The organism is Allobosea sp. 2RAB26 (assembly GCF_052115465.1).
Classification (GTDB): domain Bacteria; phylum Pseudomonadota; class Alphaproteobacteria; order Rhizobiales; family Beijerinckiaceae; genus Allobosea.
In genome coordinates, this window is record NZ_JBFRGS010000005.1 from 371,053 (window position 1) to 387,104 (window position 16,052).

Annotated in this window: 14 protein-coding genes; 6 read left to right on the forward strand and 8 right to left on the reverse strand. The window is 63.8% G+C overall.

Annotated elements, in window-relative coordinates; all coding sequences use genetic code 11:
- Positions 1-11 precede the first annotated feature (11 nt).
- Positions 12-1,160 carry an HlyD family secretion protein gene (locus AB4118_RS12190; protein ID WP_441489966.1) on the reverse strand — a complete coding sequence of 383 codons (1,149 nt, stop codon included), beginning with the start codon at positions 1,158-1,160 and terminating at the stop codon, positions 12-14.
- Positions 1,161-1,524: 364 nt separating this feature from the next.
- Here AB4118_RS12190 and AB4118_RS12195 point away from each other — a divergent pair, with 364 nt between their 5' ends.
- A complete protein-coding gene (locus tag AB4118_RS12195) occupies positions 1,525-2,490 on the forward strand; it encodes a LysR family transcriptional regulator (protein ID WP_441489967.1) in 966 nt (321 codons plus the stop codon).
- Between the two features lie 162 nt (positions 2,491-2,652).
- Here AB4118_RS12195 and AB4118_RS12200 read toward each other — a convergent pair whose 3' ends face one another.
- The 5 genes from AB4118_RS12200 to AB4118_RS12220 all read right to left on the reverse strand — a co-directional run bounded on the left by AB4118_RS12200 (position 2,653) and on the right by AB4118_RS12220 (position 7,271).
- Positions 2,653-2,808 carry a hypothetical protein gene (locus AB4118_RS12200; protein ID WP_441489968.1) on the reverse strand — a complete coding sequence of 52 codons (156 nt, stop codon included), beginning with the start codon at positions 2,806-2,808 and terminating at the stop codon, positions 2,653-2,655.
- Positions 2,809-3,087: 279 nt separating this feature from the next.
- On the reverse strand, positions 3,088-4,323 hold the full coding sequence (locus tag AB4118_RS12205) for an FtsX-like permease family protein (RefSeq protein ID WP_441489969.1): 1,236 nt from the start codon (positions 4,321-4,323) through the stop codon (positions 3,088-3,090).
- Positions 4,320-4,982, reverse strand: coding sequence for an ABC transporter ATP-binding protein (locus AB4118_RS12210; RefSeq protein ID WP_441489970.1), 663 nt, complete (start codon positions 4,980-4,982; stop codon positions 4,320-4,322). Before AB4118_RS12210 ends, AB4118_RS12205 begins: the two co-directional genes overlap by 4 nt.
- A gap of 34 nt (positions 4,983-5,016) precedes the next feature.
- Positions 5,017-5,481, reverse strand: a complete 465-nt coding sequence (locus tag AB4118_RS12215) for a hypothetical protein (RefSeq protein ID WP_441489971.1) — start codon at positions 5,479-5,481, stop codon at positions 5,017-5,019.
- Positions 5,482-5,525: 44 nt separating this feature from the next.
- Positions 5,526-7,271 carry an alkaline phosphatase gene (locus tag AB4118_RS12220; protein ID WP_441489972.1) on the reverse strand — a complete coding sequence of 582 codons (1,746 nt, stop codon included), beginning with the start codon at positions 7,269-7,271 and terminating at the stop codon, positions 5,526-5,528.
- A 207-nt stretch (positions 7,272-7,478) separates the two neighbouring features.
- Between AB4118_RS12220 and AB4118_RS12225 the strand changes: the two genes are divergently transcribed.
- Positions 7,479-8,117: a helix-turn-helix transcriptional regulator gene (locus AB4118_RS12225; RefSeq protein ID WP_441489973.1), complete on the forward strand. Its 639-nt coding sequence runs from the start codon at positions 7,479-7,481 to the stop codon at positions 8,115-8,117.
- 130 nt (positions 8,118-8,247) lie between these two features.
- On the opposite strand, the gene AB4118_RS12230 is transcribed toward AB4118_RS12225, so the two are convergent.
- Positions 8,248-8,661, reverse strand: a complete 414-nt coding sequence (locus tag AB4118_RS12230; RefSeq protein WP_441489974.1) for a hypothetical protein — start codon at positions 8,659-8,661, stop codon at positions 8,248-8,250.
- A 421-nt stretch (positions 8,662-9,082) separates the two neighbouring features.
- On the opposite strand from AB4118_RS12230, the gene AB4118_RS12235 reads away from it, so the two are divergent.
- Genes AB4118_RS12235 through AB4118_RS12250 form a run of 4 tightly spaced genes read left to right on the forward strand, consistent with a single transcriptional unit; the run spans position 9,083 to position 13,966 of the window.
- Positions 9,083-9,451 (forward strand): hypothetical protein, encoded by a 369-nt coding sequence (locus tag AB4118_RS12235; protein WP_441489975.1) that lies wholly within the window; start codon positions 9,083-9,085, stop codon positions 9,449-9,451.
- The gene (locus tag AB4118_RS12240) at positions 9,448-11,940 is read left to right on the forward strand and encodes an Hsp70 family protein (protein WP_441489976.1); all 2,493 of its coding nucleotides are present in this window, start codon (positions 9,448-9,450) and stop codon (positions 11,938-11,940) included. The genes AB4118_RS12235 and AB4118_RS12240 overlap by 4 nt, the downstream gene beginning before the upstream one ends.
- Position 11,941: 1 nt before the next feature.
- Positions 11,942-13,339 (forward strand): ATP-binding protein, encoded by a 1,398-nt coding sequence (locus AB4118_RS12245; RefSeq protein ID WP_441489977.1) that lies wholly within the window; start codon positions 11,942-11,944, stop codon positions 13,337-13,339.
- A gap of 9 nt (positions 13,340-13,348) precedes the next feature.
- Positions 13,349-13,966, forward strand: a complete 618-nt coding sequence (locus AB4118_RS12250; RefSeq protein ID WP_441489978.1) for a hypothetical protein — start codon at positions 13,349-13,351, stop codon at positions 13,964-13,966.
- On the opposite strand, the gene AB4118_RS12255 is transcribed toward AB4118_RS12250, so the two are convergent.
- Positions 13,967-15,613 carry a hypothetical protein gene (locus tag AB4118_RS12255; RefSeq protein WP_441489979.1) on the reverse strand — a complete coding sequence of 549 codons (1,647 nt, stop codon included), beginning with the start codon at positions 15,611-15,613 and terminating at the stop codon, positions 13,967-13,969.
- Positions 15,614-16,052 lie beyond the last annotated feature (439 nt).

The window sequence follows — 16,052 nt, forward strand, 5'->3', positions numbered from 1 at the left end:
AGGTCGCTGGTTCAGCGTCGAGCCTGTTCCGGCGCCAACCGGTCGGTGTGGATCGTCGTGACGACCGACATTCCGGGACGCAGCAGCCCCTCCAGCTCCGGAGTGGGGTCGAGCGCGATCCGAACTCCGATACGCTGGGCGACCTTGGTGAAATTGCCGGTTGCATTATCCGCCGGCAGCAAGCTGAATTCCGCGCCGCTGGCGGGAGACAGACGCTCGACGCGGCCGGTCAGGGCGCGGCCAGGGAAGGTGTCGATCGTCACGCTGACGGCTTGGCCTGGCCGGACCTGCGAAAGCTGGGTTTCCTTGTAATTGGCCACGACATGCACCCGTGGCAGCGGCACGATCGAGATGAGCTGCGACCCTGTGCGGACATATTGCCCTTCGCGGACCGAACTCGCGTTGGTGATGCCGTCGATCGGGGCAGAGATCCGCGTGTAGCCGAGATCGACGCGCGCAAGGTCGAGAGCCGCGCGCCGGCTTTGCAGTTCGGCTCGAGCCTGCTGATCCTGGGTTCCAAGCACCGCGAGCTGTTGCCGCTGAACTGCGATTTCAGCCCGCTTCTCCAATAGTCGCGCATCGAAGCGCTTCGTATCGGCTACGGCGAGTTCGAGCCGCTGTGCCGTCGTCCAGCCGTCGCGTGTCAACGCCTCCTGCCGACCGCGTTCCTGAACGGCACGGTCGCGATCAGCCAGGATGGCCGCGATGCCGGCTTCTGTCTGAGCGATGACATAATGCTGCAGCTCGGTCCGGCTTTCGGTATTGCGCAAGGCGGCATCGGCTGCTGCGACGCCGGCTTCTGCCTGTCTGACGCGCGCCGCGTGTTCCGTGTCTTCGATCTCGAACAGTGCGTCACCCGCCTTTACCGGCTGAAAGTCCGCGACCACGACCCGGGTGACCCGGCCCCCGGTTTGCACGCTGACCGGAACGGTGTCGGCTCGAAGATAAGCGTTGTCGGTCGTCTGGTCGGTAAGCCCCGCGATCCAGTGTCCCCATCCCAGCGGGATGACGATGGCAAGCCCGACGCCTCCCACCAGCACGGAGGTGCGGGCGAGGTTGATCAGCGCGCGGCGCGGCTTTCTCTTGTGCTGTCCCGGTTGTTCGCTTGTCTTTGCGGCGGGGCCTTCTGCCGGGCGAAGGCGGGCGACTGCAGCGCTCATGTCGATGTTCCTCACCGGCCAATCTGATCTGCCGGGTGCGGCCCGAATATGGGATCTCGGGGCTTATGATTGAAATGAAACTATGCCATTTGAAGAATGAGTGCTGCTCATATGTCTTACCTCGATGAGAGCGGGGCACCTCGTGAGACAAGGGGAGCTGCGGAGCGCTTCGGCTGCCGGCTGTAGTCGCAAGGCAGGCGGCCAGGCTGTCTGGCGAAGGGACGACGAATGAAACCTGGCATTCACAAGCTGCGCGCCGAGGCGGTTTCCCCTGGCGAGCTCGGTTCCGGGGGCAGCTGGCGGTCCGGTCGCGAAGGAGCGCGAGCAAGAGTTCCCCGATTCTCAATTGGATAAAGCCCGGCCAATGAGTATCCTTCACAAGCTTGATTTGAATCTCATCCGCGTCTTCGATGCGGTCATGGAAGAGCGAGGCGCCTCCCGCGCCGCTGCTCGCCTGGGTTTGACCCAATCGGCCGTCAGTCATTCCCTGAACAAGCTGCGGCGTATCCTCGACGACGAATTGTTCGTACGCGGCCCCGGCAGAATGCACCCGACGCCGCGCGCTGAAGAGTTGGCACAGCCGATCAAGAGCGCACTTCGTCAGATCGAGGCGGCGTTTCATGGGCCTGTATTCGAATCGGGCTCATCTGAGACGCGCTTCGTCATTGCGACATCCGACTATGTCATCGGCGCTCTGATGCCGCCCGTTCTTTCAAAACTGGGGCGGATCGGGCCTGGCCTGCGGTTCTGGCTGCGCCCGTTCAATGATCTCAACCTCGTGGAAGAACTCGATCGCGGAACCCTGCATCTCGTCATTGGAGCGTTCGGGCGCGTCCCGTCCCGCCTTGTCATGGAGCCTCTTTTCACAGGACCGAATGTCTGGGTCATGCGGAGAGGGCATCCTGCTGCGACCGGTGCCTTTGGGGTGGAGGAACTGGCGGAATTCCCGCATCTCGACATTCTCATCGCCGGCCAAGGCGCAATGACTGCGGGAGGAACAATCGACCAGGAGGGCCTCGAACGGGCCTATGTCAGCAGCAATCCGCTCCAGCTCGAAGCGCTGATGGCGGAGCGTGGCCTGACACGCAAGGTCGGGGCGGTCGTGTCTCATATTCTCACGGTGCCGCCGATTATCGCTGCCACCGACATGATTGCGTTCGTCCCCAAGCAATTGGCGGAGCAGAATCCGGGGCTTGAATTCCGTGATCCGCCCTATCCAAGCCCGGCGCTTCAGATCTCAATGCTGTCGCACCGCACGATGGGAGCACACCCATCGGTTGCCTGGTTGCGGCAGGAATTGGTCCGGGAGCTTGCGAGCCTGTCGGGCTAGGCGTGCTCCGAACGCAATGATCCTGCGGGCCATGCGTGCGTTCGGGGCCTGTGCCGGGCGGCACAGGGGCAGGGGGGAGGCCTCTGCAAGACCGACGGCCAATCTCCTCGGAAGGATGAGTTCATTGCCGCGATGGCCCGGGCACAACATGCAGTGTCGTCCCTAGACGTCACTTCCACCCCGTTTCAATTCCCAGGTCAGTATCGCCAGTGCGAGCCGTTCGAGCTCAAGGTCCGTCATCGGATTATGGGCGGCTGCGGCGTGGATCTCACCGGCACGCGCACAAGCACGCAGGTAATCGGCCTCCGAATTCAGCACGATTGGGCGCCGGCCAGGGAACTCGGGAGCGCGGTTTCGGCGGCGCTCTGGTCGTTCGTCACGCATTCCTGATCATCGCGTTTTTGACCGCCATCGATCGCCATCCTCGAATGCCATCATGGTGCGGCGAGAGGTTAGGCTCATCGCTGCCGATGACAACCCTGCGTTGCGATCGTTGGACGGTTTCGTTAATCGAGCACTAACCGCTGGGAATGGCACCATGATCAGCCGCGGCCGTTCGACCTTGACCTTCGGCAGCGAAGCGGGAGCAGCCACGCTTCAGTCGCGCAGTCCCGACGCGATCGGGTTGGTGAACGAGGCGATCGCCGGCAGCAGGCTGAGAACGGTGCCGACGACGAACAGCAGGGCGATCTGCAGGAATTCAGGCTTGTCCAGCGCGATCGTGAGGCGAAGGCCGGTCTGCGCCTCGATCAGGCCTGACACGACGCCGGCAGCAGCACCTCCGAGCAACAGCCCGGCGATACAGCCGAGCGCCATCAGCAGGGCCATACCGAGCCAGATCACGAGCAGGACGTAGAGCCGGGATGCGCCCATGGCACGCAATACGGCGTAGCGCCGCCGCCGCAGCCCGGTCACTGCAATCAGCAGCAGAAGGATCGAGGCCAGCACCAGCGTCGCATTCAGCGTGGAAGCGAAGACAAGCACACCACGCGCGTCGCCGAGCGAACGATAGATCCCGACCAGGACTTCGGCGGGAAAGAACGCCATCGTCCCGCCCTGGCGATACTGGCTGCGCAGGGCATAGGCCCCGGCCACGCTGCGCGGCTTGACGACGATCGCGGGCACGCCGGGCACAGGCACGCCATCGAAGGGCGGCCCGATCGTCTCGGTTCCCCCGGCGTGTCCATTGCCGAGCCCGTGAACCTCCCAGACGCTCTCGATCGGTACCAGGATCGCGCGGTCCCAGGGCGATCCGACCGGGGGTAGGCGGCCGACGATAGTGTAGTCGTGGCCGGCATGGCGATGTCCGGCCTCGTCCTCGTCCGCCTCACCCGGTTTGTGAGTCTGGCCGGCAACGCCATGCGACGGCGTGACGCTCTCGCCGAGCCGATAGTCGACATCGGCGCCGATCAAGGCTTCACCTTCCCTGGCGAAGAGGCGCCCCTCGCTCGGTGTGACGCGGCCCCAGCGCGTGGCAAAGGCCGCGGTCGTGCCGATGATCGGATAGCCACGGGTGACGTCGCCGAAGGCGATCGGCGCGAAGGCGGCGACACGCTCGTCCCGGGCCAGCGACTGCAGGACGCTTCCCTCCATCAGCGGGATCGCGTCGAGCTGCAGATAGACCGTCGACATCAGCAACTGGGTCTGGCTGCCGGGTGCACCGATGAGGAGGGCGAAGTCATCGGCCGCGGCGGCCGAACTCTGCCGCAGCGCCCGCTCCTGCGCGCCGATCGCCACGCCGACCGCGACCGCCAGCGCTATCAGGGCGACTATCGCGGCTGCGGTCCAACGCAGGGCGCGAAGATCGGCGAGGACCATTGCGAAGGGGTTCATGCGGCCTGCTTCGCAATCGGAGACGCGGCCTTGATATCGAGCCGGTGCTTCATCCGCGCCAGGAGCGCGGCATCATGCGTGGCGCAGATCAAGGTGGCACCGGCCTCAACGGCCGCATCGACCAGCAAGGCGCCCACCTCATCGGCATGGGCCGCGTCCAGGCTGGCCGTGGGTTCGTCGGCGAGGATCATGGCAGGCTGCCGGCAGACCGCGCGGGCAATCGCAACCCGCTGCTGCTCGCCACGTGAAAGTACTCCTGTCCGGCGGCGCAGATCAGTGAGCCCCATGCGCGCTGCGACGGTCTCGGCATGCTCCCGCTCGGCCGGGCCAACCCTCCAGGATGAGAAGGTCGTGGGCAGCGTGATGTTGGCAAGGATGTCGAGTTCCGGGATCAGGTGGAAATCCTGGAAGACGAAGCCGAGCGTCGAGAGACGCCAGCGGTCGCGATTGCCGGGCGACAGGGAGGAGATCTCCGTCTCGCCCCATGAGACCTTGCCTGTGCTCGGCACGATCAGCCCGCCAATCAGGTGCAGAAGCGAGGTCTTGCCGGAGCCCGAGGGGCCGCGCAAACCAATATGAGCGCCGGAAGGCACTGTGAGTTCGGGAATGTCCAGCACGCGGAAAGGGCGCCCGTCGCCGCCGCGATGGTCGAGCGTCACGCTGGAAAGCCGCAATGTTCGAGCGGCGGATCGCTCAGGCGAGTGTGAAGCGGGCATCGACGAGTCTGATCTGGCTGACGAAGCCGGTTTCCGGGTCCGTGGCCGAGCCTATCTCCAGCCGACCCGACACGACGACCTTGCGACCGGCGCTGACCATCGGCGTGATCTCCTTCATGAAGACGACGACGATGTCGACTGGCCAGTCGGCATCCGATTGGCAGAACGGGCAGATCGCCAGCGGCTCGCGCGTGAGCACGAAGAAGTGGCTTTCCGGCTTCAGCGGAGGCGCCATGTAGCCGGTCAGACGTACCTCTTGTCCGCGCAGGGCCGTGACGCGGTCGGAAAACTGGAAGCCGAGCACGCCGAAGGATTTGTAGAGGCCGTCGAAGGCGATCGTGGCCGGCTCCGCCGCTCGGACATCCCTGCAAAGCAGGGCCACCGCGAGACCCGTGAGGGTCACGCGGCGGGTGGCGAGCATCTCATGGCGTTGCCGTTGCATCGCTCGTCCCTGTCGGCGGATGGCCGGCCTACTCGCTGTCTTACTTACTTGCCGCCCAGCGCCAGCGCTTCCGCCATGACGCGGAAGACATAGGTGTTGGGCTTATGGCCGCGGAACTTCTCCGCGCCCGGGCCCATCGCAGTCAGGATCACGTCGTCGGCGGAGTGGACGCCGCTATTGGCGTCGAAGGGCAGGTTGCCTGTCCTGCGCGCGGCCAGCGGGCCGGTGCAGTCCTTCTCGTTCGCGATATTGGTCTTGCCATCCGGGCCCTTGACCGCCGGCACGCGTTCGCCGGTCATGTCCGGGCGGCCGGTGTCGCAGGTGTCGGGATAGCTGCCATAGACCACTGCGAGGCGGCGCGAGGTGTCGACCTTGGTGGGGTAGCCGTCCGCGTCGAGCGGGCCGTAGTTCGGCGGCACGGAGTCGGCGTAGACGCCGAGCTTGTCGCGCAGGAGCTGGCCCGGACGGTCGTCGTCATAGGTGCCGATGATCGAGATCGGATGGGCGTGATCGGGCACCACGATGATCAGGGTGTCGTTGCGGTCGCCGGCGAAGTCCTTCGCCACCTTCACCGCGTTGTCGAGCATGATCGTATCGAACACCGAACGCTCCCAGTCGAGCGAATGGCTGTACTTGTCGATGCGGGCCGACTCGACCATCAGGAAGAAACCGTCCTCGTTGCCCTTGAGCATGTCGAGCGCAGCCTTGGTCTGCTCGACCACGTCCGGCTGGTCGGGGAACTTCGAAACCGTGCCCTTCTTGGTCAGCCGCAGATCGAACGCGCCGTCGATGTTACCGGTGTTGTAGAGGCCGAGCAGCTTTTTCGAGCCGGCCGCGACAGCCGCGTTCATTTCCGTCTTGGTGGTCGCGAGCGTGTAGCCCGCCTCCTTGAACTTGGCGATGAAGTCGAGCTCATCGGTCCGCTTCGAACCGGGGGTCGTCTTGGACAGGAAGTTCGGGGAGCCGCCGCCCATGATCACGTCGGGCTGCACATCGTGGAACATCTTGACGATGTCGTTGAAATCCGAGCGGCGTCGGGTGTGGGCCACCATCGAAGCCGGGGTCGCGTCCTCGATTTCCGAGTTGGTGACGACGCCGATCGCCATCTTGCCGCGACGCTTGATCACCTCGGCGATGGTCTCGACCTTGGGATGGTCGAGCGTCAGGGCGTTCTTGGCGCAGTAGACGCCGAGTGCGTTGACGCAGGATTTATGGCCGGTGGTGTAGGCATGGGCGGCATTGGCGCTGTCGGTCACGATCGAGTCCGTGCCCGAGGTCGAGATCAGCGCCATGTTGGACATGTCGTCCATGGCGAGCTCGCCATTGTAGCGACCTTCGTCCCAGCCCTTGGAGAGAATGCGGGCCGCGGTGCGGTTGGCGACCGACATGCCGTCACCGATGAAGAGGATGACGTTCTTGGCGCGGCGCGGCTGGGTGGTGGCGAAGACCTCCCATTTGACCGTCGCCTTGTTGGTTCCCTGCGTCGCCTCGACGGTATAATTGCCCGCCGGAAGCGTCGCGCCACGCAGCCACAGCGCCGAATGCTTCTGGCCTTCCTCATTCTGCATGAAGATCGTGGCCTTGCCGAAGATTTCGGCGGCCGGCTTGCCGTTGATCGTGACCGCGACGTCGGCCGAGGTCGGCGCGTTCGGGAACTCGACCTTGAAGTCGAAGCGCGAGCCCTCGAGGATTTCGGCACGGTTGATGGGATAGATCGTCTGCGCGGCGACAGGGGCCGCAGCGAAGGCGCTGCCAATTGCTACCGCATGCCAAAGCGTTCTCAGTTGCATCCCCAACCTCCGATAATCCGTGATCCCTTGGATGGGGTGAGCTAGTTGCAGCCGCACATGACAGGATGGCGACAGCCCTGCATGTTGTTGAATACCATCCGACCACGGCTGCCCCAACATCAACAGGGCATCCAGGGACGGCCTGCCCGACCGATGCGCGGTTGCACCATTCCGGAGACGGGCGACCTCGACAGCCGCGTCCCGGGCATGAGCGACGCGAGGGCGCGTCCCGAGCCGCCAGAGGCCGAGTTCAAGCAGCTTGGCGGCTACTTTCAGCTGGAGCCCGGCAATCGCGGCCTGTTCGCCGGCCTGTTGCCGGGCCTCGTCCATATCCGGGCTGCCGATCCGGCGGCGGAGCGCCTCGCCAGGATGATCGACCTGATCAGCGACGAAGCGCTCGCCAACCGGCCGGGACGCGACCTCGTGGTCGACCGGCTGATCGAGGTCCTGCTCGTGGAGGCGCTTCGCTTCCACGCAGAAAGCGCGGGCGCAGCGGTGCGGCCAGGGCTTCTGGCGGGGCTTGCGGATCCGCTTCTCGCCCGCGCCCTGCGGCATCTTCATGGCGACGTGGCGCGCGGGTGGTCGGTCGATGCGCTGGCCCGGCAGGCGGGCCTGTCCCGCTCGGCTTTCAGCGAGCGCTTCAATCGGAAGGTTGGAGTGCCACCGATGCAATATCTGATCGAGTGGCGCATCGCCTTGGCCAAGGGCATGCTCCAGCGCGACGCGCCGCCTTTGGAGGCTGTTGCTGCAGCGGTGGGCTATCAATCGGCGAGTGCCTTCAGCACTGCCTTTCGCCGCGAGGTCGGCAGTTCACCCAGCCACTTCACGCGGGCAGCAGCTGCTTGAGCACGGCCTGGCGCTGCTGACGCCGACCGCGCGTATTGTGCCGCGGTCGGTGTCAGTCGGCGTTCTGGCGCAACGGCCGTTTGGCACGCCGCAGGGATCGAAGCTCTTCCTTCTCACGTGAGGGATCGGCTCAGGCCTTGATCGTCGTCGACTCCTGGCTGGTCCGGCCGAACAGGTCCCGCGCCCTGACGCGATAATGCCCCTCTGATTGGGTCGCATGCAGGTAAACGCTCGACAGCAACCCGACCGGGTTGATGACCTGCCACGGCCCGTTTTCCGTCGCGCTCCAGAGCACGTCGAAGAGCTGCACGCCGCCATGCGCCGCCGGCTCCCAGAACAGCACCGTGTTGCTGCCGCCGTTGAGGCCGCCGAAGCGGCGCGCCTTCGGCTCTGTCGGCGCATGAGGTACCTCGCCATCGCGCCGCACCAGGGCGACGAGCGCGACCGAAGACAGGGGCATGTCGAGCGGCAGCGTGCAGCTCGTCTGTGCCCCGCCAATCTGGAGATGCTCGATCGTCAGAGCTGGCTCCTGGGCGAGTCGCATCGCCTCCAACTCGGCCGGGTTCGCCGGCCGCAACGCGCAGCAACGGATCATCATCGAGCCGGATGTGATGCTCCGCGCCACGACGCCGTCTGACCGCTAGCGGCAAGTTCCTCGCACGAGTCACCGTCATTTTTGCCGGTGCTGGCGTTCTCGCACGGGGCGCACGGATCAGGGCGAGGCCTGACGCTGCTGAAATGCAGCCGCTTGCAGGTATTCAGCCTTCCGACTCTGTCCGTGCTCGGGGAAGGCCAATCTCGCCCATGCGGCCCATGCGCCGAGCAAGTGCGCCTCATCGGTTTGCGAAGGGGAAGAGCGTGAGCAAGCCATTGCAGTCGAATACGAATCTCATACAATTCTAGCGTGTGGCTATTTCCGGCTGCGCCGGTCATGCCAAGAGCCGTCTTACCCTACGGAAATGTCGATGGATCCCGATCAGGCGGCCAAGAGGGCCGAGGACGCGCTTCTTGAGCTCGCACTTGAAAGTTGGCGTTTCCAGAAGCTCTTCGGGCGAGCGTTGTCCAAGCTGGACCCACTGGAAGCGACACGGTTCACGAACCAGCATCGATATTTCCTCGGAAAGGTCGAAAGCTGCCTGGGAGCATCGGGAATGCGCCTGGTGAACCTCGAAGGCCAGCAATTCGACACCGGGACCGCCGCCACGCCCCTCAATATTGCCGATTTTGGACCAGACGACACCTTGGTCGTCGCGGAAACGATCGATCCGATCGTGATGAATTCTGCCGGCCTGCTGCGCATGGGCACGGTCATGCTCAAGAAGGTTGGAAGATGAGCCACTACGTCGGCATTGATCTGGGCACCACCAACAGCGCAATCTGCTCCTATGACGGGGAGACCGTCCAGCTCTACAAGAGCCCCGAGCAGAACGACGTGACGCCGTCGGCGATCGCGATCGACCGGCGCGGCAACCGCTATATCGGGCAGCGGGCCTACGAGAACGCACCGCGAAATCCGGACAGCACTGCCATGCTGTTCAAGCGGCACATAGGTACCTCGACGCCAATCCGCTTGCCCTCCGTGGGCATTACCATGACACCCGAGGAATGCTCTTCCGAGATCCTTCGCACGCTGTTTGGCTATCTGCCGGAGCAGATCCGCAACGACGAGACCGTGGCCACCGTGATCACCGTGCCGGCGGCGTTCAACCAGATGCAGAAGGACGCCACGATCGAGGCTGCGCGCGCGGCGGGGCTCGGCAAGGTGGCCCTGATGCAGGAGCCCGTTGCGGCGGTGATGAGCGTCATGCGCAGTCGCCAGGGCGATGGGATCTTCCTGATCTACGACCTTGGCGGGGGAACCCTGGACATCGCCATCGCCCAGAGCATTGGCGGCCGCGTGAGCCTTCTCGGCCAGGGCGGCATCCAGATGTGCGGAGGACGGGATTTCGATCGCATGATCGTCGACAACCTCGTCATGCCCTGGCTTCAGCAGACCTTTGCGTTGCCCGAGGGGTTCTCGTCCCTGCCCGAATACAAGCTGCTGCGTCGTGTCGCGGAGCGGGCGGTGGAGAAGGCGAAGATCGAGCTTTCCAGCCGGGACAATGCGGTGATCGGGGCACAAGAGACGGAATGCGGATGCAAGGACCTGGCGGGGACCGAGATCTATCTCGACGTCAACATCACCCGGGATCAGCTGGGTGGGCTGATCGAGGGCAAGGTCAAGGAATCCGTCCAGGCGGCGCGTGACACGATCGAGCACGCAGGTCTCACTCCACACGACATCGAACGTATCGTCTTCGTCGGCGGTCCGACCCAATACAAGCCGCTGCGCGAGCGCGTCGCGTTCGAGCTTGGCATCGCGCCGTCAACGGACGTGAATCCGATGACGGCGGTTGCCACTGGCGCCGCCATCTTCGCCGAGGCCATCGACTGGAGCGCGCATAGCCGGGGCCGCAAGAGTTCCAGGGGGAGCGTCAGCGTCGGGTCGACACTGGACCTGACGGTGAATTACGCCGCACGAACTCCGGATCAGAAAGCGAAGATCGCGCTGAAGCTCGGATCACCCGCGGCCCCGGGCTCGTCCTTTCAGGTCGACAGTCTCGACACCGGGTGGTCTTCGGGCCGCGCCGAGATCAAGAACGGCACTGTCATCGAGGTGCCCCTTTCGAAGCGGGGCGAGAATACTTTCAAGATGTTCGTCTTCGATCCTGCCGGAGGGCCACTCTCCTTGGCGCAGGATCGCATCGTCATCACGCAGACGGCCGCTACCATCGACGCCATCCCTGCCTCCCACTCGATCGGCGTCGAGGTCCTGGATACCGTTGGCGACATCGCCAGGCTTCATTACCTGGTGAAGGCCGGAGACCAGCTGCCGGCTCGTGGTGTCCAGCCATTCAAGGCTGCTGAGGCACTTCGCGCGGGAGCCTCCGGGTCATTGAAATTCAAGCTCTGGGAGGGGGATATCGATCATCCCGTCTCGGACAATACGTTCATCGGCCTGTTCGAGATTACCGGCAATGACTTCGTCGATGGCGTCATCCCTGCGGGGGCGCCGCTCATCCTCACCTACGAGATCGGCGATGGAGGGAACATCGACCTGAAAGTCGAGATTCCGGCGATCGGTGGGTCGTTCCAGAGCGACAAGAACTTCTATTCCCGCGCTTCCGGAATGATCGACTACAGCAGTGCCGCGAGGCGCATCCTGGACGAGGCGTCGCAAGCGGCCGAACAGCTTGCGGAGGTCTCTGCCAAGGTCGACGACCCGGCGCTCTCCGAAGCGCGCGAGAGGCTGGAGCTGGCGGCTTCGATCAGTGAACAGGAGAGCGATCCCGAAGTCGCCAAGCAGGCCTCCGACAACGTCCAGAGGGCGAAGAGCCTGCTGGCCTCCGCTCGAAAGGCGAATTTCCGCGTCATTCGCCGCATGGAGTTGGATCAGGTCGTTGCGTTCTTCCACGACATGAGGGCCTTGGCAAAGCCGGCGGAGGTCAGCTCCTTCGAGGCCTTGCAGGCAGCCACGGAGCGTCTGATCGGTACGCCCGGCCATGGTTTCGAGGCCAATCTCCAGGAACTCCGCCGCAAGATCGGCACGATCCTTCGCCGCCAGGACTGGTTCATCGTGGACCGCTTCAAGGACTACGCCTCCGCGCCCCATCTCTTCACCGATCCGAAGATGTTCGAGCATCTCGTTGCCGAGGGGGAGCGCGCCATTGCGGCAGGCGATATCGAGGGATTACGGGCGGCGTTTCACGGCCTCGGTGGCATCCGGATCGTTTCCGCGGAGGCCGACGATCTGATCGCGATGACCAATATCGTGACCGCCTGACATGTCCACGGATCCCTGGCTTCCGATCGGTTTCCAAATCGCGCGCGGCGTAGGCGCTGGCCGCGTGATGCATTCCGGGCCGGGCTGGCAGATCGTCAAGGCGGATGGCGGCGGTCTTGTGCTGCTGATACGCGGCACGCTGCTTCACAGGTGGTTTCAGGATCGGCTGCTCGACGAGGCCGAGGTGTTGAAGGTCACGTTCGGCGAGAAACGGATGGGCGCGATCCTGAGCGAGCGATCGTTCGCGCTCGCGCCCCTGGATCGATGTGCTTCGCCGCGGGACAAGGTGGAGGCACTGTCCTTTGCCGCCGCTATGCGGCAGACGCGCGCTCGCTACCGCGATGGCTCGTTGGAGCGCGCGCTCTATGTGGAGAAGCTGTCGCGGATACTCCCGACCCATGCCGAAGATGCCCTCGCGGGCGACGCGCTCGTTCTGGGTTCGTGGCTGACCGGCGGCTTGCGCGTCTCGGTCGATCCCATGTCCAATGTGCAAAACCTGCTCTCTTGGATGTCGGTCGATCAACTCGCCGATGTGATCCGCGCAGCAGGATTGGAGCCCACCGGCGCCATGTTGATCCCGCGTGCGGATGCTGAAGCCGGTGAATTCGCCCGAACCGCGGCTGCGAAGGCGAGCGATGGCCGCCTCCGCCTGCCGGGAAGGACGGCGCTCGAGGATTTCTTCAACGACCACGTCGTCGACATCGTCCAAAATCGGTCGCATTACACTGCGCTCGGCATCGGCAACCCCGGCGCGATCGTCCTGGAGGGCCCGCCAGGTTGCGGGAAGACCGTGGCTGTCGAGCGACTGATCGCCCATCTTGGCTGGCCCCATTTCGCCGTGGATGCGAGCAGCGTGGCCAGCCCATACATCCACGAGACCAGCCGGAAGGTGGGGCAGTTGTTCGAGGCCGCGATTGCCGCGGCTCCATCCCTGGTGGTCATCGACGAAATGGATGCCTTCCTGTCCGAGCGCGACGCGGGCGGCGGGCAACATAGGGTAGAAGAGATCGCCGAATTCCTGAGAGCGATCCCGGAAGCGATCAAGGCGGGCGTGCTGATTGTCGGGATGACCAACCGCGTCGACATGATCGATCCGGCGATCCTCCGTCGAGGACGCTTCGACCATGTCGTGAAGGTCGACCACGCTGATCAGACCGAGATGCTCGATTTGTTGCGGGCGCTTCTGGACGGCGTGCCGCTGGCGGATGGCGTGACTCTCGAAACTTATGCAATGCGCCTCGCCGGGCGGCCTCTCTCTGACACCGCCTTCGTCGTCCGTGAAGCTGCGCGACTTGCGGCTCGCGCCCGTATGAGCACCATCGACGATGCATCCTTCTCGAAGGCCGTTGATGCGCTCCCGCAAAGCGGGGCGCCCAAGCCACGCGTCGGCTTTGTCTAGGAGGGGGCGGTGAGTGACATCGACGAAAAGGTGCCTCGAGGGTTCGCGGGATTGACGGCGCTTGCCTCCACGATCTCCGCCGCGCCGACGATCGGGTTGCCGCCAGCTTCCAGCGCGCGCCCCTCTGATCCCGAACCTGCGGAGGCCCGCTCTCATCAGGGGCGTCGTTCGACTGGTCCTGGATTCTGGACCGGAAGCCGGAAGACGTGGGCGCTCGTCATAGCCGGCATCTGTGTCCTGGCATACCTAAGTGCAAGACCGCAGTCATCGAGCTATGTTCCTCCCTATACGGGTGGTTCGACAACGTCGGCCCTTCCACGAGCAACGCCGCTCCGTAGTTCAGAGTCGATGAAGATCCCGCCGGTCGGTCAGGGTTTGACGTTCTCAGTCGCAGAAATAAGGTATTGCCTTGCGGAGGTGATCAGGCTTGATCATATTGAAACGACTGCTGACCTAAAGCGCGAGGTGCATATTCGGAATTTGAACTTGCGGATCAATGACTATAATTCTCGTTGTACACGCTATCGCCATCGCGTGTCCGATATGACAATTGCCAAGTCGGACGTTGAAGCGATGCGCGCCGCACTACGATCTGAAGCCGCTGAGCAGATGCTTGCTTGGCGCTGATCAGTTGAAGATCTCGGAAATCCTGTCCGTGCCTGTCTTGAAGAAGGTGCGGATAAGATGTTCCAAGACAGGTACGTTATCGTCGCTCTGGTAGGAAAGGCGGACATAGACCTTCTTGTCGGCTCGCGAGCCCAGGACGAAATGCCCGTCCTCGGTCCAGATGTTGACTTGATGCCAGTCGAGCGCGACGGGCTCATTCGAGCCGAGTATTTTGTGACGTATCAATGTGACGCTTTCATCGCGCACGATGGCCTCACCGAAGCGCAGTGCCTCCCCAGACTGCAGCCTCCTGGCCGTTTCAAGTAGCAGTCGGAGGCCGACGGTCCGCCATATGCGATCGACGAGGTTCGCATAGATATCGGCTTTGCGCGTGTTGATCGTGAAGGCCGATCGATCATCGCCCAGCATGATCGTATAGGCCGTGCCGGCCGGGAGTCCGCTGGCACCACCCCATCGCAGGCGCGTCACTGCTTCGAGGGTGATGTGATTGTTCTGCCAGGAGACGCCCGTGGACGAGATACTGACCTTGTCCTTGAACAGGGCTCCAATTCCGGCGCTATAGATGAGCCAGTGTTCGAACTCGGCACGGTCGGCTTCCGACTGCTTCTTTTCTTCCTCGGCCTCTTTGAGATAGGCGAGGTCGTGCGTTACTCGGTCGGTGACCGTGTCCAGAAGTCCGAAATGATCGTTCAGGAAGGCGGCGATGCGGGCGGGCGTGTCGACGAAGCCGTACTTATTGTGCAGTGCGATCGCGAGTTCGCGGATCGCGATGGCCAGGTTGTGGGTCGCCAGGTGGTCGATCCCGTTCGCCCTCGCCACGAGCTGGGCTGGCCCGACGATCTCGTTGAAGTTCGCGGCGACCTTCTTGATCTCGTCGATCACGGGGATGACGTGGGCTTCCCCATGGACTGCCACGGCATTGCCACGTGTCACGAGCCTCTCGACGGTTGAGGACTCGGCTTCGATGAACCCCCGCAGTCCAAACTCGTAGGACGCGACAATCTCCTGAATGAAGGCCGGGGCGTGCTCGCTGCCGTCCTTCGTGCCCTTCTGAACCACCATGTCCATGACCTTCACGAGGGTCCGACTCGGGAGCCGATCCAGAACGTCGTTGATGGCCTTTCGGTAATCCCGCTTTCGGGCCTCGAATTCCTCCAGGATGGCCCCCTCGTCGCGGACGGGAGGGAACCCGGCGACCGAGCGATCCTCGTTGATATCCCGCAATACGCCAGCCAGGTCGACGTCCTCCACCGCCAAGGCGAGACGATAGAAGATCGCGGCGGCTTCCTGTGGCGTCCTCGCCTCGGGCTTTGCCTGCGCAGATGCCGACAACAGGTTGGCGCGGGCAAGAGGAGGCAATTCCACCGTCGCTTCTAGCCCCGTCATGCTCGAGAGACCCTCGACGGCGGCAGTGGCCTTTCGCGGAGCGACGCCCGGAAGCCACCCCATTTCCGCAGCTAGCCGCGTCCGGATGTTCAACAGGGTGGATTGGGCCTTCTGGCCCTCGTCGCCATCGGCTACCAGAGCAACTTCATCGGCCAGTTCGATAAGGCGGCTTCGGTTGTCTCTCGTCGTCGCGCCCAAGATGGCGAATGGGTTTTTCTGGAGCGATGTCTTCGGCGACACGAGTTCCTCTGTGATGGTCATTGACCTAGGGGCTCCGAAGAGGCGCCAAGTACTGCGCCGACGATTGCAGCCAGGCTAGCGATTCGACCCGGCACATCCAGCGTATCCCGCAAGGTGGCCGTTGCACCATAGTCTCGCGTATGGCGGCTTTGCCGCGTTTCCTGCGATAGCCGATCTTCACGATGGCGCTTCTGATGCCCGGCCTGATCGCCACCCGCAGCCCATCCTACAATGATCGCAAGGGCTCAGTTGCGTCCAAGGGGAGGGGTCCGTTGCTCCGGAGCGCAGAGAGGGGCCTCTACCTTGGGCGACTGATGAACCTGACCAGCAGCGTTGCTTCACTGCCTTTGATTGTCGCATTCCGGCTCGCCTATGCGGGTAGGGCGCGCTGCCGGAAGGCCGTGCTCGTCCTCCGTGTCAGGCCGCACTCTCTTTGCTGCGCATGTCCTGTTCGCGCGCC

Excerpts from the sequence above, each read along its gene's own strand:
- AB4118_RS12190 (WP_441489966.1), bottom strand. The coding sequence starts at position 1,160 with ATGAGCGCTGCAGTCGCCCGCCTTCGCCCGGCAGAAGGCCCCGCCGCA.
- AB4118_RS12195 (WP_441489967.1), top strand. The coding sequence starts at position 1,525 with ATGAGTATCCTTCACAAGCTTGATTTGAATCTCATCCGCGTCTTCGAT.
- AB4118_RS12205 (WP_441489969.1), bottom strand. The coding sequence starts at position 4,323 with ATGAACCCCTTCGCAATGGTCCTCGCCGATCTTCGCGCCCTGCGTTGG.
- AB4118_RS12215 (WP_441489971.1), bottom strand. The coding sequence starts at position 5,481 with ATGCAACGGCAACGCCATGAGATGCTCGCCACCCGCCGCGTGACCCTC.
- AB4118_RS12220 (WP_441489972.1), bottom strand. The coding sequence starts at position 7,271 with ATGCAACTGAGAACGCTTTGGCATGCGGTAGCAATTGGCAGCGCCTTC.
- AB4118_RS12225 (WP_441489973.1), top strand. The coding sequence starts at position 7,479 with ATGAGCGACGCGAGGGCGCGTCCCGAGCCGCCAGAGGCCGAGTTCAAG.
- AB4118_RS12230 (WP_441489974.1), bottom strand. The coding sequence starts at position 8,661 with ATGCGACTCGCCCAGGAGCCAGCTCTGACGATCGAGCATCTCCAGATT.
- AB4118_RS12235 (WP_441489975.1), top strand. The coding sequence starts at position 9,083 with ATGGATCCCGATCAGGCGGCCAAGAGGGCCGAGGACGCGCTTCTTGAG.
- AB4118_RS12240 (WP_441489976.1), top strand. The coding sequence starts at position 9,448 with ATGAGCCACTACGTCGGCATTGATCTGGGCACCACCAACAGCGCAATC.
- AB4118_RS12245 (WP_441489977.1), top strand. The coding sequence starts at position 11,942 with ATGTCCACGGATCCCTGGCTTCCGATCGGTTTCCAAATCGCGCGCGGC.
- AB4118_RS12255 (WP_441489979.1), bottom strand. The coding sequence starts at position 15,613 with ATGACCATCACAGAGGAACTCGTGTCGCCGAAGACATCGCTCCAGAAA.